The organism is Kocuria soli (assembly GCF_003797835.1).
GTDB classification, from domain to species: domain Bacteria; phylum Actinomycetota; class Actinomycetes; order Actinomycetales; family Micrococcaceae; genus Kocuria; species Kocuria soli.
The window spans coordinates 161,378-188,211 of sequence record NZ_RKMF01000006.1; the positions used below are offsets into that span (position 1 = coordinate 161,378).

Genomic DNA, 26,834 nt, shown 5'->3' on the forward strand with positions numbered 1-26,834 from the left:
GCTTAGGCGACTGCTGCGGGCTGAGTGTGGACCAGTCGGAGCCATTTGAGAAGGGGACGCTGTGGTCGAGGACGATCCAGAGCAGGAGGGGACAGAATCGCGCAGCGTCACGCTCCGATCGCTTGGCCCCGAGTACGACAAGGACCATCACGGTACCTACCTTCGGCACCTCGAAGAGGCGGTCCTCGAGAAGAGGAACCGCAATATCGCCCTCACGGGCCGTTACGGGGCCGGCAAGTCCAGCGTCCTCGACGCTTTCGAGAAGAAGCACCCGGAGTCGACTGTCCGGATCAGTATCAATACGCTCGGTCCTGACGAGCACGACGAGGATCTGACAAACCGGATCCAGAAGGAACTGGTCAAGCAGCTCGTCTATCGGCTCGAGCCCGGCAAGGTCCGTCGCTCGAGGTTCGCCCGTCCAAAGCCGTTGACGAAGCTCAGGGCGTTCTTCCAGGCGTTCGGGGCGAGCGCGGTCGGTTTGGGTATCCTATGGCTGCTCGGCGTACGCCCGATGGCGGGCTGGCCTGGCGAGGGCGCGAACACCGCGGTTCACCTTGCACTGGCGGCGCTGTTCTTCGCTCTTGTCCTGATCGCAGCGTGGGCGATCCGCTGGATCGTTGGGGACCGGATAGTCTCCGAGGTCACAACGGCGGGCACGAAGATCGCGCTCGGCGAGGGCCCGACCACCTACTTCGACAGCTTCCTCGATGAGATCGTCGCGTTCTTTGACGCGGTGAAGCCGGAGTTCGTGATCTTCGAGGACCTTGACAGGTTCGACGACCCGCAGATCTTCGACTCACTTCGCGAGCTCAACACCCTCGTCAACGCATCCGTGGGCTGGCGGGATCAGGCGCAGCCGCTGCGCTTCATCTATGCAATCAAGGACAGCCTGTTCGAACAACTCGGCGCGGAAGCGGACACAACGCCTGACGGTACGAAACCACGACTCGACGTCGCCACCGCGGCGGTGCAGCGGGCCAATAGGACCAAGTTCTTCGAGATGGTCATCCCGATCGTCCCGTTCATCTCGCACCGCAACGCGCGCGACCACCTCGTCGGGGCGCTGGTATCACTCGGTTTCGAGAGTGACCTCGTGTCGCGCCCCCTTCTCGACCTGATCGCGCGGCACACAACCGACATGCGTCTGATGATCAACATCTGCAACGAGTTTGCGGTGTTCGCCGAGCACCTGCTGTGGACCGAGAACCCCGCGCCCGGTATGACGGCCGATCACCTCTTCGCCCTCGTCGCGTACAAGAATTTCCACCTCGCCGATTTCGAGGCTATCTCGCAGCGTTCAAGCACGCTTGACGAACTCGAGCGACATCACCGCGACGAGGTCAGAGCCCTCATCGCGGGACTGCAGGCGCAGCGGCGCAAGCGGCAACGTACCGAGGAGCAGCGCGACAGCCGAGAACGGACCGCGGCAGAACTGGGTGCTCGACTGCGCGACGTTAAGGACATGTTCCCGCCTGCGAACGGGTGGCCCTACCAATCGGTGACGGTGGGTGGACAGAGCTTCGCCTTCAATGCGGTCGGCACCATCGAGTTCTGGGAACTGGTCGCCAAGGAGAAGTCCTTTGCCGTGACCCAGCGGCACAACTCGAGCCCTTTGGTGCTCGACCAGGAGCGTATCAGCAGGGTCTTCCCGGAGATCACCAACGCCGCGGAGTGGCTTCCCCCCGATCCTGCCGAGCTCGCGAGGTTGACCCATCAGTATGACAGCGACATCTCGACATTACGCGGAGCCGATTTCGACGGGTTGGCCCGCTACGAGCGCGTGCCGAACGGGCACATTCGGTTCGACCAGCGGATAGAGGATGTGCTCGAGTCGGAGCTGGCGCGCGATCTCGTTCGGCGGGGTTTCATCACGCGCAACTACGCGGAGTACTCGGCGATTTTCTACGGCAGTTTCGTTGGCGTCGACGTCGCGTTCTTCTACAACCACGCGGTCCAACCGAACGAGATGTACCTCGACTACGAGTTCACCTCCGAGAATGCGATGAGCAATCTCCTCGAACAGGTCCCGGCCGACTTCACGAGCAGTGTGAGCGCCCTGAACATCCAGGTGATGGCCTACCTGCTCGAGGAGCGGCCCGACGATGCAAAGCGGCTCGTGACGTACGTGGTCACGCACGACGATGATGACGCCCGGACCTTCCTAGACGCCTTCCTCAACGCTCCGGACGCCCCGAGGGACAGGCTCGTGAGGCAGTTGGCCCAGCACCCGTGGCGCGAGGTTCTTGAGTACCTTGCAAGTCATCAGGGGATCCCCGACGCGAAGACGCGGCTCGAACTTTTCGATGCTGCGTTGCTGAGCGCTCAGCACGTCGACTCGTACGAGATCGGGGAGTCCGTCCGTTCGTTGATCACGACCTCATACCCGCTCCTGGCCGCTGTGAGCGAGGACCTGCCCGCTGAGCAGACCGAGCGGGTCTTCGAGGTCCTCCAGTCAGTGGGAGTCGTCGTCGACGATCTCAGCAGTCTGAGCGCTCTACTGCGGGATCGTGTGGTGGATGCCCAGATGTACGAGATCAACGTGCGGAACCTGCGTCTGGCGCTTGGGATCGATACCGAGCCAGTTCTCGACGCGGTGCGCGCGGAGGACAGCGTGTGGAAGTTCTGCAGGGTCCAAATTGCGGACTACGTCTCCGCCATGGATGCGGACCTGCCGGACCAGCCGATCATCCTGACCGAGACCGCGCTGGTTGGGCTCATTGGTGAGCAGCATGAGGTGTGGACGGAGGAGCAACTGGTCGATGTGATCTGGCGTAGTGCCTCGTCCGCTGCGATCGTGGATGTCGAGGACATCCCGCAGGCGACCTGGCGTGCCGTCGTCGACGCGGGCCTCATGGTCCCGACGGTGGGGAATGTGTTCGCCTACTTCGAGGCCCATGGGATCGACGAGGTGCTGTCGCGCATGCTCAACGGCAACGGGGCCGATCCGATCGAGCTCACTGCTAGCGAGGAGGTCACGGACGAGGATCGGAACGCGCTTGCCGTCGGTCTGCTGAACGCTTCGGCGTACCTGACGGCGCGTGCTCGGGTCCAGCTCGTCGAGCAGTTGGAGCTTGAGTCCGAGATCGAGTTGACGGCCGTGACGTCGAGCCCTGACCAGCTTCTCGCCCGTGCGCTGGAAGCGAAGCTGTTCCCGGACTCCGCCGAGACCTTCGCGCATTTCGCGACGGGTGGGTGGGCGTCCGTCTCCGAGGCGTTCGCAGTGTCCGAGCGGGTCGAGGGATTCATGACGCCCGCGCTCGTGGAGGGCTTCGTCGGCGAGTTCCTCGAGAGTCGGCAGACCCCGGCTGCGCTGCAGCGGATGGTCCTGGGGCACCTCGATGAGTACGTGCCTGGTGACGACCGGCGCGCACTCCGCGCTGCTGGTCGGTTTGCGCTCGACAACCAGATCTGGCTCCCCTTCGACGAGGTCCGCCGAATTGCCCGCGTGACACGAGATCCGGAGGTGGTCCTGCGCCAGCTGACGCACGCGAAGGACATCTCCGCGGGCGACCTCTCGGATGTCCTCGTGTCCCTCGGTCAGCCGTACGACAAGCTGTCGGCGGGGCCAGACGTTGAGTTCGACCTCCCGGTGGGCTCATCGAACGAGACACTGTTCAAGCGCCTTGAGTCCGCGGGGCGGATCGCGATCATCAAGAAGGTCATCGGGCGCGGCAGGAAGATCCGGACCCTTGTGTGAGTGCTCGTCGTGCGCTGGGAGGAACAGATCCGAACCCCGTACGAGCAGCTGACACCGGAAGAACAGGCGAGTGACCGGGAACAGGTCCGCCGCTACCTGCCGACGGTCATCGACGTCTTGAGCTCCTGACCGCCGTCCGTGCGGGCCCCCGGAGCACATGCTCCCGGGGCGCTGCCGCGGCTGCATCTTCTGTTCATCTTTCGGCCATACGCTACATATCTGATACGTCGTCATGTAAAGTTACTGATACAAGACGACAGCGATCAGAGACGAGCCAGCATGACCGGACAGTCGACAGCCACGACCGCGACCACTGCGCGCATCGTATGGGACACCGCGGACAAGTTCCTCCGCAACGTGGTCGAGCCGCAGGAGTACGGCGACTACATCCTCCCGTTCACCGTCCTGCGCCGCCTGGAGTGTCTGCTCGCAGAGACAAAGAGCGACGTGATCGCGTTCGTGCGTGATCTCGGCGAGATGCCGCCGCACCTGATCGACATCGCGGTCCGCGACCGGTTCAAGCTGAGCTTCTTCAACGTCTCGGAGCTTGATCTGGCGACGATCGCGTCGGTCGACGACAACGTGGACAAGTCGCTGACGAGCTACGTCGCAGGCTTCTCGAACAACATCGCCGACATCTGGAACGCCTTCGAGTTCCCGACGCTCGTGACCAAGCTCGCCTCGGCGAACCGGCTGCACGCCGTCGTGAAGCACTTCTCGACCCTTCCGCTCGGACCCGACCAGGTCTCGAACACCGCGATGGGCGACATCTTCGAGGACGTCATGTACCGGGCCTTCGACAAGAAGGGCAAGGGCGCGGGTGCGTTCTACACCCCGCGCGACGCGATCAAGCTCATGGTCGACGTGCTGTTCGCCGCGGACGAGGACTCGCTCGTGGGGGAGAGCACGCTGCGCTCGATCTACGACCCCACCGCGGGATCGGGCGGCATGCTGCTCGTAGGCCAGGACGCGCTCAAGGCGCTGAACCCCGACATCAGGGTGACACTCTTCGGCCAGGAGCTCATGCCGTCTGCGTATGCGCTCGGCAAGGCGGACCTGCTTATCCAGGGCGGCCGGCCCGATGCGATCCGCATGGGTGACACGCTCATCCACGATGAGTACGAGGGGCAGACCTTCGACTACGTGCTGTCGAACCCTCCGTTCGGCAGCGACTGGGGCGTACAGGAGAAGGAGGTCCGCGCGCAGGCGAAGGTCGATGGCTCGAGGTTCAGCCACGGCCTGCCGTCGAAGTCCGACGGGCAGATGCTCTTCCTCGCGCACTGCGCCTCGAAGCTCACCCCGGCCGGTAAGCATGGCCACGGCGGGCGCGCCGCGGTGGTCTCGAACGCCTCTCCGCTGTTCACCAGCGACAAGGGCCCGAACCAGATCAGGCAGTGGCTGTTCGACGAGGACCTCATCGACGCGATCATCGCGCTGCCCACGCAAATGTTCTACGGCACCGGGATCGCGACGTACATCTGGATCCTCGACACCAACAAGGACACCAAGCGCCAGGGCAAGATCCAGCTCATCGACGGATCGGACCTCTGGGATCCGATGCGCAAGCCCATGGGTGACAAGCGTCGCTACGTCTCCGATGGCAAGCGCGAGGCGATCCTGCGCGCGTACCGCGACTTCGAGTACGCGGACGAGACGATCTCGAAGGTGCTGCGGCCTGCGGACTTCCAGTTCCTCGACGTGCCGGTGTACAAGCAGGCGCGGCTCGCCACTGTCGTGAGCGACGAGGCGATCGAGACGCTTCTCGAGCGCAAGGACTTCACCGAGGAGCACGCGGACGTGCTGCGCTCGCTCGACGGCTCGCCGTGGAACGGCCTCGCCACTGCCTGGCCGCAGCGTGCGAAGGTGTCGGGGCTGAAGGTGCCCGTGACGCAGATCGACGCCGTCATGAAGGCCGTCGGCGTCGAGGATGAGGGCGCACCCGTTGCGGTCGACCGCAAGGGGAACGCCGTCATCGCCGACGGGTGGAAGATCACCGAGCGCGTGCCCCTCAGTGAAGACCTCGACGAGCACATGAAGCGGGAGGTGCTTCCGTTCGCTCCCGACGCGCAGTGGGACGAGAGTGCGGCGAAGGCCGGCAACGAGGTCCCGTTCACGCGCCTGTTCTACGTGCCGGAGGAGCCGCGCGACCTCGCCGAGATCGACGCCGACGTCAAGCGTGTCATGGGTGAGCTTGCCGCGATGTTCGAGGCGGTGAGTGGAAAGTGACGAGCTACGCACCGTTCTGGTCCTTGGCGACGCTCATCTCTGATTCCGCAGATCCGGCGGACTTCCAGGTCTCCCTCGAGGACATGATCTCGGACTCGGGCCGGCTTGTCGATGATGAGCTCTCCCATTACGCCTCGAAAGGAACCCCCTTCATCGCCGGGGACGTGCTGTTCGGCAAGCTGCGGCCCTACCTCGCGAAGTACTGGCACGCAGATCGCTCAGGAACCGCGGGCGGCGATATCCATGTGTATCGCCCCACCGCTGGCATCGACTCCACATACCTCAGCTACGTCGTAGGCAGCCGCAACTTCGTCAAGTTCGCGGATGCGGCTTCCAAGGGTGTCAAGATGCCACGCGCTGAATGGATGGGACTTCGCGAGCTGAGCGTCTATCGGCCCGACCTTCGCACCCAGAAGCGCATCGCCGACTACCTCGACCGCGAGACGGGCGAGATCGACGCGATGTTGGCGAGGATGGACGAGCTCACGCAGACGTTGGAGGCGCGTCGGAGATCCGTGATTGATCGCGAGTTGATGCCGTATGTCGGTGTTTCGACGGCTCGTCTCGGTCTTGTGGCCGAGGCGATCACCGGCCTGACATATGCGCCGGCTGACGTAGTGGACTTAGGTGGGACCGTCGTGCATCGGTCTGGAAGCATCCAGAACTCACGGATCGACAGAAGTGATCTTGTCCGCGTTGCGACTTCGATCCCTGAAAGGCTTCGACTCCGCAACGGAGACCTGCTCGTGTGCAGTCGGAACGGAAGCGCACACCTGGTCGGTAAGAACGCACTTATCGGTGCTGGAGAAGTGGACGAGACCTGGGGAGCCTTCATGACGGTGCTCCGTTCACCCAACAACCGGTACGTGCGGTGGTACTTGCAGTCCACGTTATTTGCGGATGAGCGCAGCCAGTACTCGACCTCGACGATCAATCAGCTCACGATTGGAATGATCAATCGGATGGAGATCCCGTTCCCGGACCCCACTGAACAGACTCGCATCGCCGATCACCTCGATGAGGTCACCGGAAAGATCGAGCAGCTGGTCGCGAAGACCGCGGAGCTGAAGAACCTCCTCATCGAGCGCCGAGCGGCGCTCATCACCGACGTTGTCACCGGAAAGAAGCAGGTGCCCTGATGAGCGATGCTCAGCTGATGGAGCTCGAGTTCGAGCAGAACCTCTGCGAGGAGCTTGCCGAGCGCGGCTGGCTCTACGAGGCGGGCGGTAGCCCGCAGGCCGCTGGCTGGGACGTGACACTGGCCATGGTTTCCCGAGATGTGCTCGCCTGGCTCGAGGCGCAGTACCCGGACGAGTACGAGAAGGCCGTGCCGGCCGATCTCGTCAACGGCCAGCGAGACGCTGCCGAGAAGAAGCTCCTGGTCCACATCACCAAGGAGCTGGCGAAGCAGACGAAGATGGACCCGATCACCGGGCACCCGGTCGGGGGGCTCCTCGGCGTGCTCCGCAAGGGTTTCTCGTACGCGCAGGTCGGTCGGCCCGCGGCGAAGTTCGGCCCTCTGATGGCGTTCCCGCCGGCGAACCCGAATCTCACTGAGGTCGTCGAGCAGGCGGACGCGGTCCGGCTGCGGATCCTGCGACAGGTCCGCTTCGACATCACGACGAACGAGACGATCGACGTCGTGCTCACCGCGAACGGCCTGCCGATTGTGACGATGGAGCTGAAGACTGACAACACCCAGAGCGTCCAGCACGCGATCCGGCAGTACCAGCAGGATCGCGTGCCCGGCAAGAACCGTGCGCTGCTCGCGCCGGGCCGGGCGCTGGTTCACTTCGCCGTCTCGAACGACCTGGTGTTCATGGCGACGAAGCTCGCCGGGGCCGACACCGTGTTCCTGCCGTTCAACCAGGGCGACGACGGACACGAGGGCAACCCGCCCTCGAAGACCGGCTCGGCGACGAACTACCTGTGGCGCGAGATCCTCGACCGTCCGACGTTCATGCGCATCCTCAAGGACTACGCCCTCTTCGAGCCCGGCAAGTCGGGTAAGAAGGACGGCCGCCTGGTCTTCCCGCGCTTCCACCAGCTGCGCGCTGTCGAGCGCGTCGTCGCTGACATCGAGAAGAACGGGCCGGGAGCCAAGTATCTCATCTGGCACTCTGCGGGCTCGGGCAAGACGAAGACGATCGCGTGGCTGAGCCACCGCCTCATCCGGCACATGGACGCGCAGAGCCGGTCGACGTTCGACTCGGTCATCGTCGTCACCGATCGCACGGTGCTGGACGAGAACATCCGCGATGACATGAGCCTCGTCCAGTCCTCCAAGGGCCTGGTGGTCTCGGTCGGGGAGAAGTCCGGGGCGAAGTCGCCGCAGCTGAAGAAGGCGCTCCTCGAGGGTGACCACGTCATCACCTGCACGCTGCAGACCTTCCCCGAGGTCATGAAGCTCATCGAGAACACGGATGCTCTGCGTGGCCGCCGCTGGGCGGTCATCGCCGACGAGGCCCACTCCTCGCAGACCGGAGCGAGCGCCCGCAAGCTCAAGGAGCTGCTCGCCGACACCGTGGGCGTCGACTTCGACGAGGACGACATCGACGCCGAGCTGTCGGCCGAGGATCTGCTGCGCGCGAAGAACAGCGCCGTAGCGAACGCCGCGAACATCACCTTCGTCGCCCTGACTGCGACCCCGAAGGCGAAGACGCTGCGCCTTTTCGGCACCCGCGACGAGGAGACCGACCGCTGGGAGGCCTTCGACACCTACACGATGGCTCAGGCGATCGAGGAGGGCTTCATCCTCGACGTGCTGCAGAACTACTCCACCTACGACATGTTCCTGCGTGTGAAGAACGCTCTCGGTGAGACCGAGGAGATGCAGGTCAACACCGGCGAGGCTGTGACGAACATCGTCAAGTACGCCCGGCTCCACCCGACCTCGGTCGCGCAGAAGGTGCGCGTGGTCGTCGAGCACTTCCGCCGCAACGTCATGCACCTGCTCGGCGGCGAGGCGCGCGCCATGGTCGTCACCGGCACGCGCATGGAGGCCTACACCTGGTGGCAGAAGATGAACGAGTACATCGCCGAGTCCGGGTACACCGACATGGAGACCCTCGTCGCGTTCTCCGGCTCGCTTCCCGGTCCGACGGGCGAGCAGGTCACCGAGGTGTCGCTGAACGGCCTCAGCGATGTCGCCAGCGCCTTCCGCGAGGAGGGCGTCTACAAGGTGCTGATCGTCGCGAACAAGTTCCAGACCGGGTTCGACGAGCCGCGCCTGATGGCGATGTATGTCGACAAGGTCCTCACCGGGATCACGACCGTGCAGACGCTCTCGCGGTTGAACCGGATGTATCCAGGCAAGACTGCGCCGATGGTCGTGGACTTCATGAACTCCCCGGCGCAGATCCAGGAGGACTTCAAGCTCTACTACGAGGACGCGCACGTCAGCGGTGAGATCGACCCGAATGCGCTCTACACGCTTGCCGAGCGCCTGGACACCGCGGGCCATTACGACGAAAGCGGACTCGAAGCCGTGGTCCGGGCCTACCTCGACGGCCTCGGTGGTGAGAAGATCTCACGCGCCATCACGCCCATCGTCCAGAGCTGGCAGGGTGCGTGGAATCAGGCGGTGCTCGCCAAGGACAAGGAGGCCCGTGAGCGTCTCGAGGCGTTCCGCTCGGACGTGATCAGCTATCGCAACGCCTGGCAGTTCCTCAGCCAGATCGTCGACTACGACGACGCGTTCCTGGCCGAACGTGCCGTGCTCACCACGCTGCTCGCGCGTCGGCTCCACACCGACGGCGTCACGGTCGACTTCAGCTACCTCGACGGCGTCCAGCTCTCCGGCGTGAGCCTGCGTCCCTCGGCGATCGAGGAGGACCACTCTCTGAGCGAGGGAAGTGACCAGGGGATCAAGCTCCCCGCGTTCGACAGCGAGCCCGGCGGCGGCAAGGCCGCACCGAAGCGCGGGCCGCTGGAAGAGGCGATCGACGCCGTCAACGCACTCTTCTCTGCCAAGGGCATCGATGTCAGCGGCGACAGCGTCGCCGGATTCATCACGACGTTCTGGGGCTACCTCGACGGCGACGACGAGGCTGTGGCGATGGCGAGGAACAACACCGCGGCGCAGCTGAAGTCCTCCGAGGACTTCTCCAACGCCGTGGGCCTGGCGATGTACAGGGCCGTGCGCGAGTCCCAGGAGATCCAGGCGTACATGGCTGACCCGGCGTTCCTCAATGAGATCGCCGACATCGCGGCAGATGCGCTGCGCGCTCAGCACACGCGGAACGAGCAGGCCGGAGTCGGCGCATGAACGCGGTCGGCCTGGGCGCGGTGATTCGCGACGCGCGGAAGAAGCAGGGGCTCTCTCAGGACGAGCTCGCCGAGAAGGCGGGTCTGTCCCGGCCGACCGTCGCCCGCGTCGAGCGCGGCGACGACGTGTCGACGGCGACCATCACCAAGCTCGCCGAGGTGCTCGGCCTGGCACTCAAGCTCGAGGAGCGCGGTTGATCTGAGCTGACATCACAGTCGGCAGCGCAATCAGCCCCTGACTGGGCAAGCTCTATCGATCGTTGAGCATAGACCGATCTCATGGAAGAGGGGCCAAGGTGATGCCCTCCACGCTGTCATCGCACAGAGCCATACCACGCAGAGGGGCGCGGCACGCCGATGAATGAGCCCGGCGTGCACCGCGTGGCGCTGTATGCCCGTCAGTCCAAGGCCGATGCGATGGGCATCGACCGCCAGCTCTCGGCGATGCGGGTCCTGGTGCGCTCGCGGGGCTGGGAAGCCGTCGAGTCGTTCGTCGACGACGACGTCTCCGCGAGTGCGAGCCGCGGCGGGGACACAGCCTGGGCCAGGATGCTCGCGGCGGCGGATGCAGGCAAGGTCGACACCGTCGTCGCGGTCGATCTGGACCGGCTGCTGCGCAGCACGCAAGACCTGATCACCCTGATCGACCACAGCCTCGTCGCAGTGACCCTGGACGGCGAGATCGACCTCTCCACAGGTGACGGCGAGTTCCGCGCGACCATGCTCGCCGCTATCGCCCGCTTCGAGGTCAGACGCAAGTCCGAACGCCAGGTCCGCGCCTCGGTGCAGCGCGCCCGACGCGGTCAGGTCCCCTCGGGCATGCGCTCCCTTGGATACGCCACGGATGGCGCGGTGATCGAGCGCGAGGCCGACGTCGTGCGGGAGATCTTCCGGCTGTTCGCCAGTTACGAGGCACCTTCGCGCTCATCCATCGCCCGTGCGCTGTCTGGGGAGCGGAGTCCGGGCCTGCCCTCGACCTTGACGCATGTGCCCAAGCAGAGCCGGACGGTGGCGATCGAGCGCAACGAGCGCCGACTCGCGGCCGGCCTTGAGCTGAAGCCCGTGCCGCACGACGGGGCGTGGTCTCCCAACACCATCCGGGCCCTGCTGGTGAACCCGCGGTACGCCGGTTACGCGGTGTACACGGGCAAGGATGCGGCCGGGGCCCGGGCCGGTCCGATCGTCCGCGACGAGAACGGCGATCCGGTTCGGGGTCGGTGGGAGCCGATCGTGGACGAGGCGATCTGGCGCGCGGCGCAGCGTCGTCTGGCTGGCCAAGCCGAGGCGGCGGGGAGCGCTGGCATGCTGGAACGCCGGCACCTCGGATCGGGCCTCTACCTCTGCGACACGTGCAGCTCGTTGGTGAGTGCGCACAGCCGCAGCTACCGGCGTCGAGGCCATATCGCACGCTCGCGCGACCTCGTCGAGGCCTACGTGCTCGTCGCCGTGGCCGAGCGTGTCGTCGATGTCGAGCCGATCGACCTCGTGCCGGCGGGGGAGAGCCCACATCTGCTGCAGTTGCGGACCGAGGTGGTCAGATACCGAGCGCGTCTGCGGAGAGTCGAGGCCGACTACGACGAGGGTTTCGTCGAGGCACACGACCTGGCCCGAGTCCGACGGAGCCTCGGGCCCTTGCTCGCCGAGCTGGAGAGCGAGGCTCAGTCGCTGGTCGCCGACGAGGACCTTGCGCAGCTCTTGGCGTCACAGGATCGGGCGCAGGAACTGCGGCTCGCTCCGCTCGAGGTGCAGCGCAAGATCGTCGCGACCTTGTACGAGGTGCGCCTCAAGAAGCAGAGTCGAGGCCGCAAGGGTCTCGACCCCGACACGGTCGTGCTGGTGCCCCGGCGCTGACGGATCGCAGCGGTACCGATGCCGGGCCCCAGAAACGATGCCTTCCGAACGAGCGTCACGGTCCCCGCCGAGACCGTCTGATATCACTCGAATGCCCCCAGAAGAGCGATCTCGCATACTGTTTCCAGGTCACCTGGTCTTCCTTCTGGCCAACGCAAACGCTGAGATCTGAGCCTTCTCGCAGGTCGTGAACCAACCCGAGACACACGGTGGAGTTCCGGTTCAACGTGTGAGCGAGTCGCCGTTCACCCTCGCGACCGGGTGAGTTCCTCTGCGAACTCCGTCAGGAACTGGTCGCCAGCCGCCGTGCTGCGGGGGGTGCCTCTATGGTTTCCGTCAAGCGGCCAGGGCCACCGGTGACGGGGTCTGAGACTCGGTGGGGTCTTGGTAGAGGGTGCCGTCGCGAAGCATCGCGTAGAGGACGTCGGTCCGGCGGCGGGCCAGGGCGATGATTGCCTGGTTGTGGCGTTTGCCCTGGGCCCGTTTCCGGTCGTAGTAGGCCCTCGAGGGACCGTGGCTGAGTGAGGCGAAGGCCGAGAGGAACAGCGCCCGCTTCAGTCTCTTGTTCCCGCCTCTCGGGGCGTGTTCGCCGCGGATCGAGGTTCCCGACCGTCTCGTGACGGGGGCGATTCCGGCGTAGGAGGCCAGGTGCCCGGCATCTTGAAAGTCCTTGCCGACGACCTCGGTGAGGATCCTTGCGGCGGTCCTGACGCCGACGCCGGGCATCGAGGTCAGGACCGGGGAAAGAGGGTGGGCCTCCACGAGGGCCTCGATCTGGGTCGCCACCTGCGTCCGCTGAGCGGTGAGGGCAGCCAGCTGCCCGGCCAGGATCGGGATCACGGTGGCAGCGGCCTCGGTTCCGGCGACCACCACGGTCTGCTGCCCCAGGGCGGTGAAAATTTCCTCGGTGAGGGCCTCGGCCAACCGCGGTGCGTGTTTCTTCAGCCTCGCCCGCACATGCCCGCGCCCGGCGACCTGCAGCTTCCCCGGGGTCGGATAGCGACTGAGCAGGTCGGTCACCGCCGGGTGCGTCACCCGCGGCCCCAGGACCCGCTCCAGTGCCGGATGGATCTGGGTGAGTATGCCTCGCAACCGGTTCGAGGTCGCGGTGATCTGGGCGGCGAGGTCATCATCGAAGCCGGCCAGCACTCCCAGCTCGGCGATCTGTTCCTCGTCCACCCGGATGTCGCGCAGGGTGTGCGGCATCGTGCGGGCCGCCTCGGCGATGATCGCCGCGTCGCGGGCATCGGTCTTGGCCGCGCCCGGGTGCAGGTCCGCGATCCGGCGCATCGCCAGCCCGGGCAGGTACGCCACGTGTACGCCGTCGGTGGCTTGGGCGAGGGCCACCGGCAGCGCCCCGATGGTGGCCGGCTGGTCCACGACCATCAGCACCGGCCCGTGCACGGTGGCCAGCTCCTCAAGGATGGCCCGCAGCCGAGCCTCGTCGTTGGGCAGGGACTTGTCGTAGACCGTGTTCCCAGCAGTGGTCACGGCCACGGCGTGGTGCTCGGACTTGCCGACGTCGAGGCCGACGAACACCGCCGGCAGTGGTTGCTCCGCCATGGACTCATTCCCTTCTACTGCACCGGCATCTGCACATGCTGGCCGGCCGGGAGGTGGTCACGCTCGGCATCCACGTTACGAAGGTCCCTCAAGAAGAAGGTCGCGCCTCTATCAGCGATCCGTGACCACCGGACCGGTCCTCGGTGACAACACCCCCCGGATCATGGGTGACTGGGGGCAAACGATCATGCCGAGGACCGGCCGGTCAGCACCCTCCCATCCTGATGGACGGACGAGCTGGGAAGAAGGTAACGGGGCGACGGTGCCCAGGGGACATTGCCCTCGAGGTGATGTTAGGCCGCGAGATGGGCGATGAGGGCCCGGGTGGAGTCGCTGGCGAGGCCTATGGTCTGGGTGCTCCGGCGCGCGCCAGCGATGCTCCGAGATCCGTCGCCGCTCATCGATAGACCTCTCTGCGGTGCCCGACCCGGAGGATCAGCACGACCAGCTCATCATCCACAACGTCATAGACGACTCGGTAGTCACCGATTCGGATGCGCAACTCGCCCTCGCCGCCCTGAAGCTTGATGCAACCGGGTGGGCGAGGGTCATCAGCAAGGGCGTCGAGTGCCTCGAGAATACGTCGGGCGGTCTGACGATCGAGCTTCCGAAGGGCTTTCGCCGCCGAAGCGACGTAGGTGACGCGATACGCCACGGATCAGAGTCCGAGCTCGGCGACCAGATCCTCATGGGAGACGCGCTCGGTCTCTTCACGCGCGGCCGCCGCCGCACGGATGTCGGCCTGATCTTCCAACGCCTGGAGTGCGCGATCGTAGAACTCCGGGGACACGACGACCGCGCGACGACCAGCGCCGCGCGAGGTGATCTCGACGGGCTCGCGCTGTGCTGCGGCGATCAGATCGGCCTGGCGGCTGCGGAAGTCGGAGAGCGTCACGGAAGTCATGTCCTGATGGTACATCTTGTACAAGATGGCGTGATGGTCACTTGCAGGAGCCGCTCCGCGCGGCGCCGTGATCGGGATGTCGAGGACCTGAGGATCCCGCCGGGGAACCAACCGTCTGGAGAGGCTTGCAGGCGATCGTCGCGGACAGCTCCGTCGGGCGGTCCGAGGCAAGGCGGCGCGCTTCCATGATCCCGTGCAGATCGGGGCCTGGGCCCAGGGTGGCGAGATGGAGCTCGCGAACGCGATCTTCGAGTACCTCGAGGTGTTCTACAACCGTCGTCGACGGCACTGCTGCCTCGAGTACGCGACACCCCACGACTACGACCTCGCCGGCATCCCGCGGGCACTGACCACCACCGGAAGCTAGCGACCAAAAGTGGAAACCAAACCGTAGGGCAGGTCAAACTGTCACCGGATCGTGCAGCAGACCCAACTGACATGGCAGCAGATCTGCAGGGCAAGAGAGTCGCGATCCTCGCCGCGGACGGGGTCGAGCGCGTCGAACTCGAGCAACCCCGTGAGGCTCTGGACAGGGCCGGCGCTCGGACCGAGGTTCTCGCGGTCGATGAGGGCGAGATCCAGGCCCGCGAGAACGACCTGGATCCGGCGGGGACGTCCGGCGTCGACGGGCTGGTGGCTGAGGCCTCGGTGGCCGACTACGACGCCTTGGTGCTTCCGGGCGGCACGGTGAACCCCGACAAGCTCCGGATCGACGGGGACGCTGTCGCCTTCGTCCGGGACTTCGTCGAGAGCGGCAAGCCGGTGGCGGCGATCTGTCACGGACCGTGGACGTTGATCGAGGCCGACGTGGCCACCGGTCGCACCCTGACGTCCTTCCCGAGCATCCGCACGGATCTGCGCAATGCCGGCGCGAACGTCGTCGACCAGGAGGTCGTGATCGACAAGAATCTCATCACCAGCCGCTCGCCGGAGGACCTGCCGGCGTTCTCCGAGGCGATCGTGTCCCAACTCGCGGGCACCACGACAAAGGAAGAGGAGACATCATGAGTGTGACCAAGGGATTGCTGGTCAGGTTTGATGCGTTGCCCGGCAGGGAGGACGACGTGAAGGAGTTCCTTGACAGCGGCCGTGCGCTTTTTGAGGAAGAGCCGGCGACCACCGCGTGGTTCGCGATCCGCCTCGGGCCCTCCTCCTTCGGGATCTTCGACGTTTTCCCCGATGACGCCGGACGTGACGCTCACCTGTCTGGCCCTGTTGCGGTAGCTCTCGGCGAGCAGGCCGGTGCGGGTGCGTTGTTCTCCGAACCGACGATCGAGAAGCTCGACGTGTTGGGCTCCAAACTTCCCGCCTGACACCACAGACCGGGAGTGCTGACCCCGACATGAGGGGTCGTTGCGCGCGGTGACTTCGGGCTGACACAGCCCGTTGACGTCGTGGCAGCGGCCCCGTACTTTCGAGGTCTATCTCACATCCCTAACAGATCGAGGAACCACGATGACAGGAACTGACGACGTTGCCCCGACGCGTTCACCCGAGGTAGCAGTGATCGGGGGCGGGATCGTCGGTCTGTCGACGGCGTACGCGCTGCGGGAGCAGGGCGTGCCGGTGCGCTTGTACGAGGCCGGTCTGCCCGGATCGGGTCAGTCCGCGGGCGAGTCGCGGATCTTCCGGCATGCTCACGACGACCCGCGACTCGTCGCTTTCGCGCGCGAAAGCCGCGGTGTATGGGATGAGTGGGCCGAACACTTCGACGTCGAGCTGGTCTCATCAGACGGTGTCGTGGCGATCGGCGACAGCGCCCTGGCGCGGCTGCGGGTGCTCGACGAGGTCGGCGGCGTGGAAGCGCACGAGATCGATGCAGTCGAGCTCGCCCAGCGAATGCCGCTGCTCGCTGGGTACTCGGGGCCAGCGATGCTCGACGAGTCGGGCGGCGCGATCCGCACCCGCGCCGCGATCACGGCACTCGCGGGTGCCCTCGGAGATGCCGTCACCACCGCAGAGGTCATCTCCATCGATCCCCGCGCCGATGGGACGGTCGAGGTGCGCAGCGTCACCGACCGGGCTGTCTACTCCAAGGTGGTCGTGTGCGCCGGCCGCGAAACCGCCCGCCTGGCCCGCAGCGTCGGCCTGTCGCTGCCGGTTCGCCTTGCCGCACACGTCCGGCTGACCTTCGACGTGAAAGACGCCGCCCCGGCACGAGTCGCGTGCCTGCAGGACAGTAGCGGCGTCTTCGGCGAAGTCGGCGTGTACGCGACGCCGCTACCGGGCAACAGCAGTTATTCGGTCGGACTCAGCGACACCGTCGGCGTCCGCGACGACGGAACGTTCATCGACCCTGCGGCGATTCGATCGCTGGACGAACGCGCGCGCGAATACGTGACACGGGCGCTGCCCGGTCTCCACCCAGAGCCGCGCGACTTTCTTCACTGCTGGGTGACCGACCTCCCATGGAGCGAGGACGGCGTTGCCGTGTGGGAGGCAGACTCTGTCCTTTTTGTGGCCGGTCACAATCTGTTCAAGCAGGCACCTGCGCTGGGTCGCGCTCTTGCCCGGGCTGCGACCGGCGGCGGTCTCGCCGACGACCTCACGCCCGCCGCTCGCCTCGGCGAAGCCCTGCGATAGTTCGCCTGACCCCAGAACGGACGCACTCAATGGGTTAACGTCTCCTCGTCGAGGACGACGGCAGCCCGCCCTGGGTCAACTCAAAAGTCGCGGCTGGACAGCAGTCGCAGGCTCAACCACCTTGTCATGGGGTGTCTTCATCGTGAGGATCGGTACGCGGAGGTGCCGCAGCGGGATCCGTCACTGCGGGATCCGCTCGCGGTGCGACCCGGCGCGGGATGACGAAACCGCGTCGCAGTGCGGGGTTCGGACCTAGCCGTCAGGTTGTGAATCGGCCCGGGTTTGATGCCGCTGCTGTTTGAGTCCGCAAGGATGGACAGCATGCCGAAGAAGATCGATCCCCAGCTGCGCGCGAGGTGCGCCGATGCTCACCGAATTCGCCCGCGACCATGCATTCACGATCGCGTGGTTCGGCCTCATGTCCTTCGTCTGGTTCGGGGTCGTGGTCGGAATCATTCCCTACACGGGGAATGGGACTGTGGAAGGGCACGGATGCGGGGTCTCGCGAGATCTACGAGTGGGCGCTCCAGTCGTTCGACCTCGTGAAGATCCCCTCCATCAGGGTGGGCAGTGCCGACCAGGGCGATGCAGACCAGTCGTTGACGCGGCTCCACGACACCCTGGAGGGGGTGCTCGTCCGTTCGGGCAACTCCCGCTCCACGCAGCTCCAGAAGGACTTCGCGAAGGCGATGGAGCCGGTCGAGGATCTGGTGCGGGAGGTCCTCAGCGAGTCGGTGAACTCGGTGGCGACCGAGCTGCCCTTCCAGGATCCGGTCCTCGGAGTCGACCTGTCTGCGCCCCAGCACGCGCTGCGCGGAATGCTCCGAGAAGCAGTGATCACCAGTCACGACGACGTCGTGGTGCCGATTGCCGAGCGCGGCACCGGATTCCAGTCCGCCCTGGTGCTCGGCATCCTTCGCTACGTCTCGTCGAAGAGCAGGCAGGCGGGGCGGGCGACTTGGGACCAGCCCAGGCGCGCCTCGGGACCGTGCCCGAGGCGCACCCGCGGTGGGCGGGGCTCAGATGAGGCCGTGCTCCTCGAGGAGCTGGCCGATCTCCCCGTGCTCGAGCCTGCCGCGCAGGTAGCCGCGCAGCGCGGCCGGGCCGGGGACCTCCACCTTCTTGCCGTCGCGCATGCGCGCCGAGGCCTCGAGCAGGTCGCGCACATCGTACGTGGAGCCCCAGGTCTCCGGCACGCCGCGCTCCACGTCGAGGAGTTGGTAGACGGCCTCCATGCCGGTGCGCACCGAGTACTCGGTTGTGAAGATCGTGTCGCGGCCGGTCTCCGCGAACTGCCCGAGGAACGCGAAGTTCGCCGCCCCCTCCGGCACGACCTGCGGCCGGTCACCCGCGCGGCGGGGCATGAAGAAGCTCGTCACGTAGGGCATCATGACCGGCACGCACCGGGCGCCTGTCGCCGCGAGCTCGGGGATCTCCTCGACGGGCACGCCCAGGTGGTAGAGCCACTCCTGGGTGATCTCCTCGCCGGTGCACTGCGCCAGGGGCTTCTTCACGTAGTCGCCGTCGACGTCGACGAACAGACCGTAGACCCAGACGACGATCTGATCCTTCGGCTGCTTCTTGAAGTGCGGCTGGCGATTGACCGTCCAGCTCAGCAGCCAGGAGGAGTCCTCGGCGGTGACGATGCCGCCAGTGACCACGCGGCCGCTGAACGGATCGCGCTGGGCGATGCGCTCGATGTAGGCGGGGATGCGCTGATCGAGCGTCGTGACGGTGGCCGATTCCCACTTCGTTTCTTCGATCGAGGAGCAGAAGACCTCCGGGCGCCCGAACGACGGGTCCTTCTTCGCGATGCGCTTCCACAGGTCCCAGGCCGGGGCCGGGCCCTCGTTGAGGGCAGCGGGCGTGTGGTGGTCGCCGTCATCGGAGTTGTCCACGAGCGATCCGATCGTCATCAGCGCGAGGTCGTGCTCACCGAGCTCGATGGTCTCCTCGGCGCCGTCGCGGCGGCAGTGGATCGCGGTGGCGCGGATCTCGCCGTTGCGGTGGGCGAAGTCCGCATCGAGTACCTCGGTGCCGGAGCGGAAGACGACGCCGTGTTCGGTGAGGTAGTGCATGAGCGGCAGGACGAAGGACTCGTACTGGTTGTACTTCGTGAACTTCAGCGCCGTGAAGTCGGGCAGTCCGCCGATGTGGTGGATGAAGCGGTGGAGGTAGAGCTTGAACTCGAGCGCGGAGTGCCACTCCTCGAAGGCGAACATCGTCCGCCAGTACATCCAGAACGGCGAGTCGAGGAACTCGCGGCCCATCACCTCGTCGATGCGCTTGCCCTCCATCTCCGCGCGCTCGGCGAGGAAGATCTTCAGCAGGTCCTTCTGCGCCCGCTTCGGCAGGCTGAAGCGGCCCTCGTGGCCGGCGTCCTCGCCCTGACGGACGGTGGCGCGACGCAGCGAGTAGTTGGGGTCGTCCTTGTTGAGCCAGTAGAACTCGTCGAGCACGGAGGCGTCCTCAAGCTCCAGGGAGGGGATGGAGCGCATCATGTCCCACAGGCACTCCATGTGGTTCTCCAGCTCCCGGCCGCCGCGGATGACGAAGCCCTTCTCCGGGACGTCGAGGCCGTCGAGGGCACCGCCGGCGATGTCGCCCTTCTCGAGGATCGTGACGTTGGCACCGGGGACCCCGGCGTCGCGGATCAGGAAGACGGCCGCCGCGAGCCCGGCCAGCCCGCTGCCGACGATGTAGGCCTTCGTCTCCTGGGCGTGCTGTGCGGGGCGGGGGCGCGCGAACGCCTCGTAGTTACCTGCTGTGTGCTGCATGGTCCATCCTTCCCGACGCGTGCCGGATGCCGATCACCCGGCCTGCATATTGAGCGTACTCAAGATTGAGTCGACTACAATGGTTGTATGGAAACTCGAGATGGCATGGGGCTGGGGCTGTCGGCGACGCTGGGCAGACGCGAGCGGGCGAAGGAGGAGAAGCGCGCCCGCATCCTCGCCGCGGCGCGCGCGCTGTTCGAGGAGCGCGGATTCCAGCGGACCTCGATGAGCGAGGTCGCGCGCGCGGCCGACGTGGCTGAGGGGACCGTCTTCCAGTACGCGGCGACGAAGACGGAGCTGCTCATGATGGTCGTCGATGCGCTCTGGGGAGCCCACGAGCAAGCGATGACCACCCCTGCGCGCGCCACGTCCGCCGCGCCCGACGGAGCCGCTGCGGCGCCGCCGGCAGGGGAGACCGCGGACCAGATCGCGGCGCTCGTCTCGCCGTTCGTCGCCGCGATGCGCCGCTGGCCGGAGCCCACGACGTGGGTCGCCCGCGAGATCCTCTTCGGTGCGGATATGCCGCACCGCCAGCGGGTCCTCGGTCGCGTCGAGGGGCTCGAGGAGCAGATCGCCGCGCGCCTGCGCGACGACCGGGTCGGCGCCCCCGGCGCGGCGGCGGCAACCGGCGCCCGGCTCATCGTCACCGGGGTGCTCGCCGAGCTCAACCGCTCCCGGCAGGGGCGCATCGACGGCGAGGACGTCGATGTGGTGCTCCGCCGGCTCATCGACCTCGTGGTGGCGGGGGCGGGCGCCTCCCGGTGACCCGGAAGCCGTCCGGGCCGTTCAGGCCGCCCCTGGCACCGGCCGGCGCCGCCGCGATTGCCCACCGCGCGGCCGACAGGCGCGTGCCCGCCGCGGTCGTGTAGGGCCCCACGGTCAGGTCCTCGCCCAGCAGGGCGGGGCGATGGCGCCACCGGGGAACTCCACTGCCGGAGATGTCGTTGTCCTCGTAGACGCCTGCTGGAGTCCATCCTCTAGCCTTGATGAGCACCGCGGCGTCCTCCCTGTGGCGGTCCACACCCAGGCGACGGTTCTCGCGATCCTGAGAGATCCGCAGGTAGACGGCGGCCCGCCGAGGCTCAGCACTCATGAAGCCAATCTGCGTCAAAGGTTATTCGGCTACGGAACGTGGTCGAGTTCCGCTTCAACGTGCAATTGAGGTCGTGCTCGGGCGGGGTGATTCGAATTCAGTCAGGATGTCCCGGTGGTGCCCCGGTTGTGGGACATCGCAATCGTGACCCACTCAGCCAGCTTCTTGTCCGAGGTGAGTTCATCTTGTTCAACGGTGATCCACCCGGGTCCCATGGTGCGTCCGATACCCATTTCTGCTTGGGAGGTTCCAGGCTGTTGGAGCAGCTTTTCGTGCTGCTGGGCATCCACCCGGACCAGCAGTCTGCCGTCCTTGCCAGCGCTGACGAGCATCTTGTCATTCACCATGATCGCGCGGCCACCGAACATCGAAACCTCGCGCACGGGAAGAGTGGGATCGAGAAGACGCCGGATCCGATCCACGAGCGAGTCCTGCGCTCTCGTCGTCGCCACGGTCTCACCCCTCCGACGGCGGCCCGTACGAGAGCCGGTCGAAGACGAGGATGCTGTCCACGATCAGCCCGTCGCGCACGGTGAACAGTTCGGCGGCCGGTGTTGTGCTGGTGGCTGTGGTCTGGGGGTAGTAGAACAGGGCGACGCGCTCGTCGTCGACGAACTCAGCGATCTCTCCGATACCCGTGAGGCTGGGAGCGAATCCCGCAATGAAGCGTTGGTAGTCCTGTTTGCCGGTCAGATCGATGCCTGGGGCCCGGCAGGTGATGTCATCGGCGACATGGCTCATGGCGGCCTGGATGTCTCCGGTGGTCCACGCTTGGTGGTAGCTGCGGACGACGTCGCACGGGGTCATGATCGGAGTCCTTTCACGGCACTGTAGGGGTCGATTTGGTGGCGAGTCGGTCCGGCAGGGGAGTCCATGTGTCCGGCTCGGGGGCGCCGCCCGCTGCGGCGATGGTCAGCCGGGGGAGGAAGTTCGCCCAGCCATCGGCGTGCCCTTGAACGGCGGTGTCAGGCAAGTTGCGGTGGTGGAGATCGACGCGCGTGCCGCCGGGTATCTCCGTGAGACGGAACTCCACGACCGAAGCCCCGGCCGGCAACTCGTCGCTCCCGACGAAGCCCCAGGACACCACCACTCGCCGGTGAGGCTCGACGACGACGAACTCCCCACGCACCGGATGCCCAGCGATGTCGACGGCGAACCGTCCGCCCGGAGTGGGATCGAGGTCGGCGAACTCGCCCATCCAGGCGGTCATGCCCTGGTTCGTGGTGAGGTGCCGGAAGACCGCCTGCGGGGTCGCGGCAATCTCGATGGAATCGGTGAACTCAGCCATCCTGAATGTCCTCGCTTGCTTCCACGGCAGATTTCAAAGCGGCCAGCTTGGAGGGCCAGAAGTCGTCAAGATAGGAGCGCACCGCGGCAAATCCGTCGGTGTTCACCACGTACAGATGCCTGGTCCCGTCCTGCCTGCTGGCCGCCAACCCGGCGCGAGTGAGCGCACGTAGGTGATGCGAGGTTGCTTGCTGGGAGAGTCCAACCTGGTGGGCCACTTCGCCCACGGCTCGAGCTTCGGTGCGTATTGCCCGAAGGATCGCGCGACGGTTCCCATCGGCCAGCGCGCGCAACGAACGATCCAGATCTGCCGCTTCGGCGCCCATTCGATGCTCCTCACACTCGGTGCTCCAAGGCTAGTACAAACGCCTATTTGTGCAAGAGTGGGTTTGTGGAGTGTGCTTGGCCCGACGCCGTCGTTGCTTACCTGGGCCGAATGGCGGGTGTCAGTTCACCTCAGACGCGCACCAGCCGGACGACCAAATCGTGGGAATGGTGAGCCCCGGCGCCCTCGGCCACGTGGCGTTCGCGGCGATCATTCGTGACGACCTTCCATTCGCCCGTAGCCACCGCATAATCCCTCACGTGACTTGGCGTGATGAATTCGTCCGGATTGAAGCCGTGCGCCAGAGTGTGCTCCCGGTCGACTTCGTGATGCACGAACAACAACGTTCCACGCGGGGCAACCAAGTCGAGCAGGCGGCGTTCGGCAACATGCTGCCGGGTATTGGGCAGGACCGGATATTGGGCGCTGACCAGGTCAAAGGTTCCAGGCGGGAGGTCGGATTCAAGCAGCCCCTCGGCAACTGCCGTGATGGTCACTCCGGCCGCCGAAGCAGCGGCGAGCGTCCGCGCGATCGCCTGCGAGGAGATGTCCAGGGCGGTCACGTCCCATCCCTGGCCGGCGAGCCAGACCGAGTCGGCGCCCTCTCCGCATCCCACGTCCAAGGCTCGCCCCAACGGCAGGTCGGCCACCTCGGTCATCAGGGTGGCGTTCGGCTGCCCGCTCCACACCTGATCACCGGAGTACCGTTCGTCCCAGTGCTCGGCTGTGTGTACGTCGGACTGAGGTGCTTGGTGCTCGTCGAAGTTCATCCACACAGTGTGTCAGCGCAAGTAGTTCTTGACGGTCGGCACGACGGCGTGCGGGGCCCGGACCTCTTCAATCGATCGTCTCACCCGCGAGCGCCTTGGCTGCCAGGCGTTCCTCCTCACTGAATTCCCACACCTCGTGGGCGGCGTGGAGCGCAAGCAGGATGATGAAGCAGCCAAGGACCAGATCTGGCCACCCGGATCCGGTCCGCGCGGTGGTCAGCGCCATGGCGATCACCGCAATGTTCACCAATACGTCGTTGCGTGCCGACAGGAACGCTGCCCGGCTCAGTGAGCCGCCGTGTGTGCGGACACGGGCGATCAGCCAAGCGCTCGTTGCGTTGATGACCATTGCCCCGAGTGACGCGAGAATCACGGGGGTCGCGTCCGGTGCCTGCGGTGCAGTGAATCGCCGGAGGGCTTCCCACGCTGCAAATGCCGCCGGGGTGATGATGGCCAAGCTCATGAGCTTGCCCATGACGGCGCGCTTGGTAAGGGGCCAGCCAAGCGCAATGAATATCAGCAGATTGATAGAGGTGTCTTCCAGGAAATCGACGCTGTCTGCCAGTAGGGAGACAGATCCGGCTCCCAGGGCGACCAGGAACTCGACGAAGAAGTACCCGAAATTCAGGATCGCGACGGCCAGGACCGTACGTCGGACGCGGCTGAAGTCGAAGGTGTTGGGTACGTCCGCGGAGTTCTGGTCCTTCTTGGGTGATCTCAAAGTCACCTCACTCGTCTCATGGTCGGATTCCGCCACAATTCTCCATGGTGACGGACGACGGCGGCAGCGCTGGGGTTGCGTCCTATTGCTAAGCCGGAAGCCTGCCCGTTCGTAGCAAGTGGCCGAACTCAAACGCGAACCGTTCGGCGTCGTCGCGGTGATTCGGCAACATTCGGATGTCACGGCCCAGGGAGGTCTGAACGTGAATCCGAGTGAACACTCCCGATCGATATTGCACTCCGGTAATCGCTGATGCCGGGACCTCGCGCTTGACTTTTGCCCTCTTGATGGGCCCTGCAACTGCCGCCAGCAAGACGCGGTTGGAGGCTGCGACCAGGACATTCGGGAAATCGCCCGCAACCCCCGGGAGGACGAGCAATACCTCCTCGTCCGCATGGAGCAATTTTGGGATGTCCTGCTGCAGGCCGTAGTTCGCGAAGAGCTGGTTGCGATTGAGGGCGGCGGCGTAGGTGGATGTTGCCCGGGAGGTCGGCATGGCCTGAGTCTAGATTCTTGGGCTGTGCCCCGAATCGCTCAGGGACATTCGCCATCCTTCGGTGTTGCACTGACCATCAGCATTGTTGCCGGTTGCCACGGCTGTGCCGTCAGCAAGCAACCCAACGGTATGCGTGGATCCAGCCGCGATGTCCACGACTCCAGCCCATTCGTGGACATCGCACTGGCCGAAGTCGTTGTTCCCGACGGCGCGCACGGTCCCGTCGTCGAAGAGCGCAACCGTGTGGTGGCTGCCCGCAGAAATTCCCGTGACACTTGACCATCCCAGGGTGTCGCAGGCGCCGGCTCCATGTTCGCCGACCGCCACCACGGTGCCGTCGGTGCGCAGACCAACGGTGTGGAGCGAGCCGGCCGACACGGAGGCGAGGTGGCTCCATGTCGACACGTCGCACTGGCCACGTCGGTTGCTGCCGACGGCGACCGCCGTGCCGTCGAAGTGAATGCCAACCGAGTGCCAATCCCCTGCGGCGAAGGCGACGATCTCCCGCCACTGCTCGATCGAGAGCTGACCCTCTCGCGCGCGTCCCGCTGCCACCACTGTTCCGTCCGAGCGAAGTCCAAGGCTGGTGCGCCAACCGGCTGCCACGTCGGTGATGTCACGCCAAGCGGACAGGTTCGCCTGACCGTCACCATTCCATCCGGTGGCCAGGACGGTGCCGTCGCGGCGAAGCCCGATGGTGTGCGAACGGCCGGTGTTGGGGGCGGTGTGCACGTTGCCCGCTGCCACGGCGGCGACATCAGTCCACGAATCGACACCGCATTCGCCGGCTCGGCTGCTGCCCCAAGCAGCCACTGTTCCATCCGGGCGACATGTCACAGAGTGCCTGCGACCGGCGGCTACTACGCTCATAGGGCTCCCCTTGGGCTCAGTTCAGGTGGTCCCATCATTGAACCATCGGTTAGAATTTGCAATAGCACACGATTGAACCTAGAATTGAGTTGTTCAATTGAAGTGACCAGGGGGAGTCGCAATGGAGTGGATCATTATCGCAATTCCGCTACTCTTGGTCCTTGGCATCCTGGGTCTGGTTGCCTGGCGTCTCCACCGTTCGTTTGCCGGGATTCGCCGATCCGGGGATCAGCCTGAAATGCTGCCGCATCCACGTGGGCGGGCTGTCCGATTCCCCGTGATGCAAATTGGGCATGCGCTTCCAGTGTTGCCCACGATATCCACTGCTCGGTCAATGCATCCGGAATCCATTGACGTCACCCCGGACGGGCTCGACTATGCGGTGTGGGGGCGGTGTCACGTGCCGCCTGATCGCGTCCACTACGTCGATGTGCCCTATCGCTCGGCAGATTCATTCCTCACCATTCACCTGCATGACCGCAGCCTCGTGATTTCCATCATGATGATCTCTCCCTTGGCGGCCGAGGATCTCATCACGGAGCTGGCGTTGTACTACCCGCTGACGCGTAATGCGTGGGAGATGGTCGCCTATCGCTACGGACCGTATGACCGCAAGCCCTGGGTCATGCCGTGAAGGGCTGTTGGTATGCGCGGCACGGGATTCGATGCACACGGCTCACCTCACACGGCGTGCCGACACCTGCTCGATGAGGGCGCGCAGCTGATCGGCGTCGGCGGTGGGTGATCCCACCTCCACCGAGCCATCGGGTGTTTCCAGGAACAAGGTGGGGTAATGATCGGCGCCCGTGGTGGAAGAAGGCTTCCTGCATGACGCTCGCCGCCGCCAGTTGCCGTTCGGTTCCGGCCACTGAGCGCAACGCTGCCAAGCCACGGGCGGCGTCGTCGGAGTTCATCAGGGTGGTGCCGTGGGCGAGCATGTCCTGGTAGCCCGCGCCGAAGTCCACGCCGGTCAGGGTGAAGATCCGCGCATTGGCTTCAGCGATGTGACGGAATGCGCCGATGGGTGCTCCCATCGAGTTCCTGAGTGGAGTGCGGCGGGCACGTCACGTTCCGTGCCCGCCACATGGATGCCGCGGTGGGCTCAGCCGCGCGCGGCGGCCTCGTCAGCAGAGGCGACGCTGAATCGACGACCCGCATGGCTTCCGCTCTCTGCCTCGTCAACGGCAGCGACGGCGAAGTCCTGCGTGGAGACGAACCCTCCGGCGGGGGAGTCTCCGCCGTCCAGGTACTGTCCGGTGCGCGCTCCCGGTGCAATTTCGGGGGGGTGCCTCTATGGTTTTCGTCAAGCCGCCAGAGCGACTGACGACGGCGCCGAAGGCGTGGTCGGGTCTTCGTACAGAGTGCCATCCCGCAGCATCGCGTAGAGCACATCAGTGCGCCGCCG

26 protein-coding genes and 1 pseudogene are annotated in these 26,834 nt (G+C 65.6%); 13 read left to right on the forward strand and 14 right to left on the reverse strand.

What is annotated here, in order from left to right; genetic code table 11:
• The first annotated feature begins 61 nt into the window (after positions 1-61).
• The 7 genes from EDL96_RS06550 (at position 62) to EDL96_RS06575 (ending at position 12,040) form a co-directional block, all read left to right on the forward strand.
• The gene (locus tag EDL96_RS06550) at positions 62-3,697 is read left to right on the forward strand and encodes a YobI family P-loop NTPase (protein WP_123824990.1); all 3,636 of its coding nucleotides are present in this window, start codon (positions 62-64) and stop codon (positions 3,695-3,697) included.
• Positions 3,698-3,826, forward strand: coding sequence for a hypothetical protein (locus EDL96_RS13895; RefSeq protein WP_267900142.1), 129 nt, complete (start codon positions 3,698-3,700; stop codon positions 3,824-3,826).
• 150 nt (positions 3,827-3,976) lie between these two features.
• Positions 3,977-5,923, forward strand: coding sequence for a type I restriction-modification system subunit M (locus EDL96_RS06555; protein WP_123824991.1), 1,947 nt, complete (start codon positions 3,977-3,979; stop codon positions 5,921-5,923).
• Between the two features lie 23 nt (positions 5,924-5,946).
• Positions 5,947-7,062 (forward strand): restriction endonuclease subunit S, encoded by a 1,116-nt coding sequence (locus EDL96_RS06560; RefSeq protein WP_123824992.1) that lies wholly within the window; start codon positions 5,947-5,949, stop codon positions 7,060-7,062.
• A complete protein-coding gene (locus EDL96_RS06565; protein WP_123824993.1) occupies positions 7,062-10,190 on the forward strand; it encodes a type I restriction endonuclease subunit R in 3,129 nt (1,042 codons plus the stop codon). The genes EDL96_RS06560 and EDL96_RS06565 overlap by 1 nt, the downstream gene beginning before the upstream one ends.
• Positions 10,187-10,387: a helix-turn-helix domain-containing protein gene (locus EDL96_RS06570; RefSeq protein ID WP_123824994.1), complete on the forward strand. Its 201-nt coding sequence runs from the start codon at positions 10,187-10,189 to the stop codon at positions 10,385-10,387. The genes EDL96_RS06565 and EDL96_RS06570 overlap by 4 nt, the downstream gene beginning before the upstream one ends.
• Before the next feature lie 159 nt (positions 10,388-10,546).
• On the forward strand, positions 10,547-12,040 hold the full coding sequence (locus EDL96_RS06575) for a recombinase family protein (protein WP_123824995.1): 1,494 nt from the start codon (positions 10,547-10,549) through the stop codon (positions 12,038-12,040).
• Between the two features lie 336 nt (positions 12,041-12,376).
• On the opposite strand, the gene EDL96_RS06580 is transcribed toward EDL96_RS06575, so the two are convergent.
• The 3 genes from EDL96_RS06580 to EDL96_RS06590 all read right to left on the reverse strand — a co-directional run bounded on the left by EDL96_RS06580 (position 12,377) and on the right by EDL96_RS06590 (position 14,507).
• Positions 12,377-13,603 (reverse strand): IS110 family RNA-guided transposase, encoded by a 1,227-nt coding sequence (locus EDL96_RS06580; protein ID WP_123824996.1) that lies wholly within the window; start codon positions 13,601-13,603, stop codon positions 12,377-12,379.
• Positions 13,604-14,000: 397 nt separating this feature from the next.
• On the reverse strand, positions 14,001-14,258 hold the full coding sequence (locus EDL96_RS06585; RefSeq protein ID WP_123824997.1) for a type II toxin-antitoxin system RelE family toxin: 258 nt from the start codon (positions 14,256-14,258) through the stop codon (positions 14,001-14,003).
• Positions 14,259-14,261: 3 nt separating this feature from the next.
• Positions 14,262-14,507 carry a type II toxin-antitoxin system prevent-host-death family antitoxin gene (locus EDL96_RS06590; protein ID WP_024291015.1) on the reverse strand — a complete coding sequence of 82 codons (246 nt, stop codon included), beginning with the start codon at positions 14,505-14,507 and terminating at the stop codon, positions 14,262-14,264.
• A 226-nt stretch (positions 14,508-14,733) separates the two neighbouring features.
• On the opposite strand from EDL96_RS06590, the pseudogene EDL96_RS06595 reads away from it, so the two are divergent.
• The 4 genes and pseudogenes from EDL96_RS06595 to EDL96_RS06610 form a co-directional block, all read left to right on the forward strand.
• Positions 14,734-14,874: pseudogene (locus tag EDL96_RS06595) on the forward strand (IS3 family transposase); the annotation flags it as partial.
• 71 nt (positions 14,875-14,945) lie between these two features.
• A complete protein-coding gene (locus EDL96_RS06600) occupies positions 14,946-15,515 on the forward strand; it encodes a type 1 glutamine amidotransferase domain-containing protein (RefSeq protein ID WP_123824998.1) in 570 nt (189 codons plus the stop codon).
• On the forward strand, positions 15,512-15,820 hold the full coding sequence (locus tag EDL96_RS06605; protein WP_123824999.1) for a putative quinol monooxygenase: 309 nt from the start codon (positions 15,512-15,514) through the stop codon (positions 15,818-15,820). Before EDL96_RS06600 ends, EDL96_RS06605 begins: the two co-directional genes overlap by 4 nt.
• Before the next feature lie 190 nt (positions 15,821-16,010).
• Positions 16,011-17,090 carry an NAD(P)/FAD-dependent oxidoreductase gene (locus EDL96_RS06610; protein WP_123825024.1) on the forward strand — a complete coding sequence of 360 codons (1,080 nt, stop codon included), beginning with the start codon at positions 16,011-16,013 and terminating at the stop codon, positions 17,088-17,090.
• A gap of 1,019 nt (positions 17,091-18,109) precedes the next feature.
• Here EDL96_RS06610 and EDL96_RS06620 read toward each other — a convergent pair.
• The gene (locus tag EDL96_RS06620; protein ID WP_123825001.1) at positions 18,110-19,867 is read right to left on the reverse strand and encodes an oleate hydratase; all 1,758 of its coding nucleotides are present in this window, start codon (positions 19,865-19,867) and stop codon (positions 18,110-18,112) included.
• 87 nt (positions 19,868-19,954) lie between these two features.
• On the opposite strand from EDL96_RS06620, the gene EDL96_RS06625 reads away from it, so the two are divergent.
• Positions 19,955-20,632 carry a TetR/AcrR family transcriptional regulator gene (locus EDL96_RS06625; RefSeq protein WP_233568725.1) on the forward strand — a complete coding sequence of 226 codons (678 nt, stop codon included), beginning with the start codon at positions 19,955-19,957 and terminating at the stop codon, positions 20,630-20,632.
• Here EDL96_RS06625 and EDL96_RS13445 read toward each other — a convergent pair.
• The 9 genes from EDL96_RS13445 to EDL96_RS06665 all read right to left on the reverse strand — a co-directional run bounded on the left by EDL96_RS13445 (position 20,592) and on the right by EDL96_RS06665 (position 25,306).
• The gene (locus EDL96_RS13445; protein WP_199732554.1) at positions 20,592-20,960 is read right to left on the reverse strand and encodes a hypothetical protein; all 369 of its coding nucleotides are present in this window, start codon (positions 20,958-20,960) and stop codon (positions 20,592-20,594) included. The genes EDL96_RS06625 and EDL96_RS13445 overlap by 41 nt on opposite strands.
• Positions 20,961-21,061: 101 nt before the next feature.
• Positions 21,062-21,412 (reverse strand): TfoX/Sxy family protein, encoded by a 351-nt coding sequence (locus tag EDL96_RS06635; RefSeq protein WP_123825002.1) that lies wholly within the window; start codon positions 21,410-21,412, stop codon positions 21,062-21,064.
• A 4-nt stretch (positions 21,413-21,416) separates the two neighbouring features.
• Positions 21,417-21,767 (reverse strand): nuclear transport factor 2 family protein, encoded by a 351-nt coding sequence (locus EDL96_RS06640; RefSeq protein ID WP_123825003.1) that lies wholly within the window; start codon positions 21,765-21,767, stop codon positions 21,417-21,419.
• Between the two features lie 13 nt (positions 21,768-21,780).
• A complete protein-coding gene (locus tag EDL96_RS06645) occupies positions 21,781-22,248 on the reverse strand; it encodes an SRPBCC family protein (protein WP_123825004.1) in 468 nt (155 codons plus the stop codon).
• On the reverse strand, positions 22,241-22,573 hold the full coding sequence (locus EDL96_RS06650) for an ArsR/SmtB family transcription factor (protein WP_123825005.1): 333 nt from the start codon (positions 22,571-22,573) through the stop codon (positions 22,241-22,243). Before EDL96_RS06650 ends, EDL96_RS06645 begins: the two co-directional genes overlap by 8 nt.
• A 130-nt stretch (positions 22,574-22,703) precedes the next feature.
• A complete protein-coding gene (locus tag EDL96_RS06655; RefSeq protein WP_123825006.1) occupies positions 22,704-23,342 on the reverse strand; it encodes a class I SAM-dependent methyltransferase in 639 nt (212 codons plus the stop codon).
• Between the two features lie 67 nt (positions 23,343-23,409).
• Positions 23,410-24,069 (reverse strand): cation transporter, encoded by a 660-nt coding sequence (locus EDL96_RS06660; RefSeq protein ID WP_233568726.1) that lies wholly within the window; start codon positions 24,067-24,069, stop codon positions 23,410-23,412.
• Positions 24,070-24,151: 82 nt separating this feature from the next.
• Positions 24,152-24,559 (reverse strand): hypothetical protein, encoded by a 408-nt coding sequence (locus EDL96_RS13700; RefSeq protein ID WP_233568727.1) that lies wholly within the window; start codon positions 24,557-24,559, stop codon positions 24,152-24,154.
• A 9-nt stretch (positions 24,560-24,568) separates the two neighbouring features.
• Positions 24,569-25,306, reverse strand: a complete 738-nt coding sequence (locus EDL96_RS06665; RefSeq protein ID WP_233568728.1) for an RCC1 domain-containing protein — start codon at positions 25,304-25,306, stop codon at positions 24,569-24,571.
• Between the two features lie 244 nt (positions 25,307-25,550).
• On the opposite strand from EDL96_RS06665, the gene EDL96_RS06670 reads away from it, so the two are divergent.
• Positions 25,551-26,063, forward strand: coding sequence for a hypothetical protein (locus tag EDL96_RS06670; protein ID WP_123825009.1), 513 nt, complete (start codon positions 25,551-25,553; stop codon positions 26,061-26,063).
• On the opposite strand, the gene EDL96_RS13705 is transcribed toward EDL96_RS06670, so the two are convergent.
• On the reverse strand, positions 26,053-26,463 hold the full coding sequence (locus tag EDL96_RS13705) for a hypothetical protein (protein ID WP_233568729.1): 411 nt from the start codon (positions 26,461-26,463) through the stop codon (positions 26,053-26,055). The genes EDL96_RS06670 and EDL96_RS13705 overlap by 11 nt on opposite strands.
• Positions 26,464-26,834 lie beyond the last annotated feature (371 nt).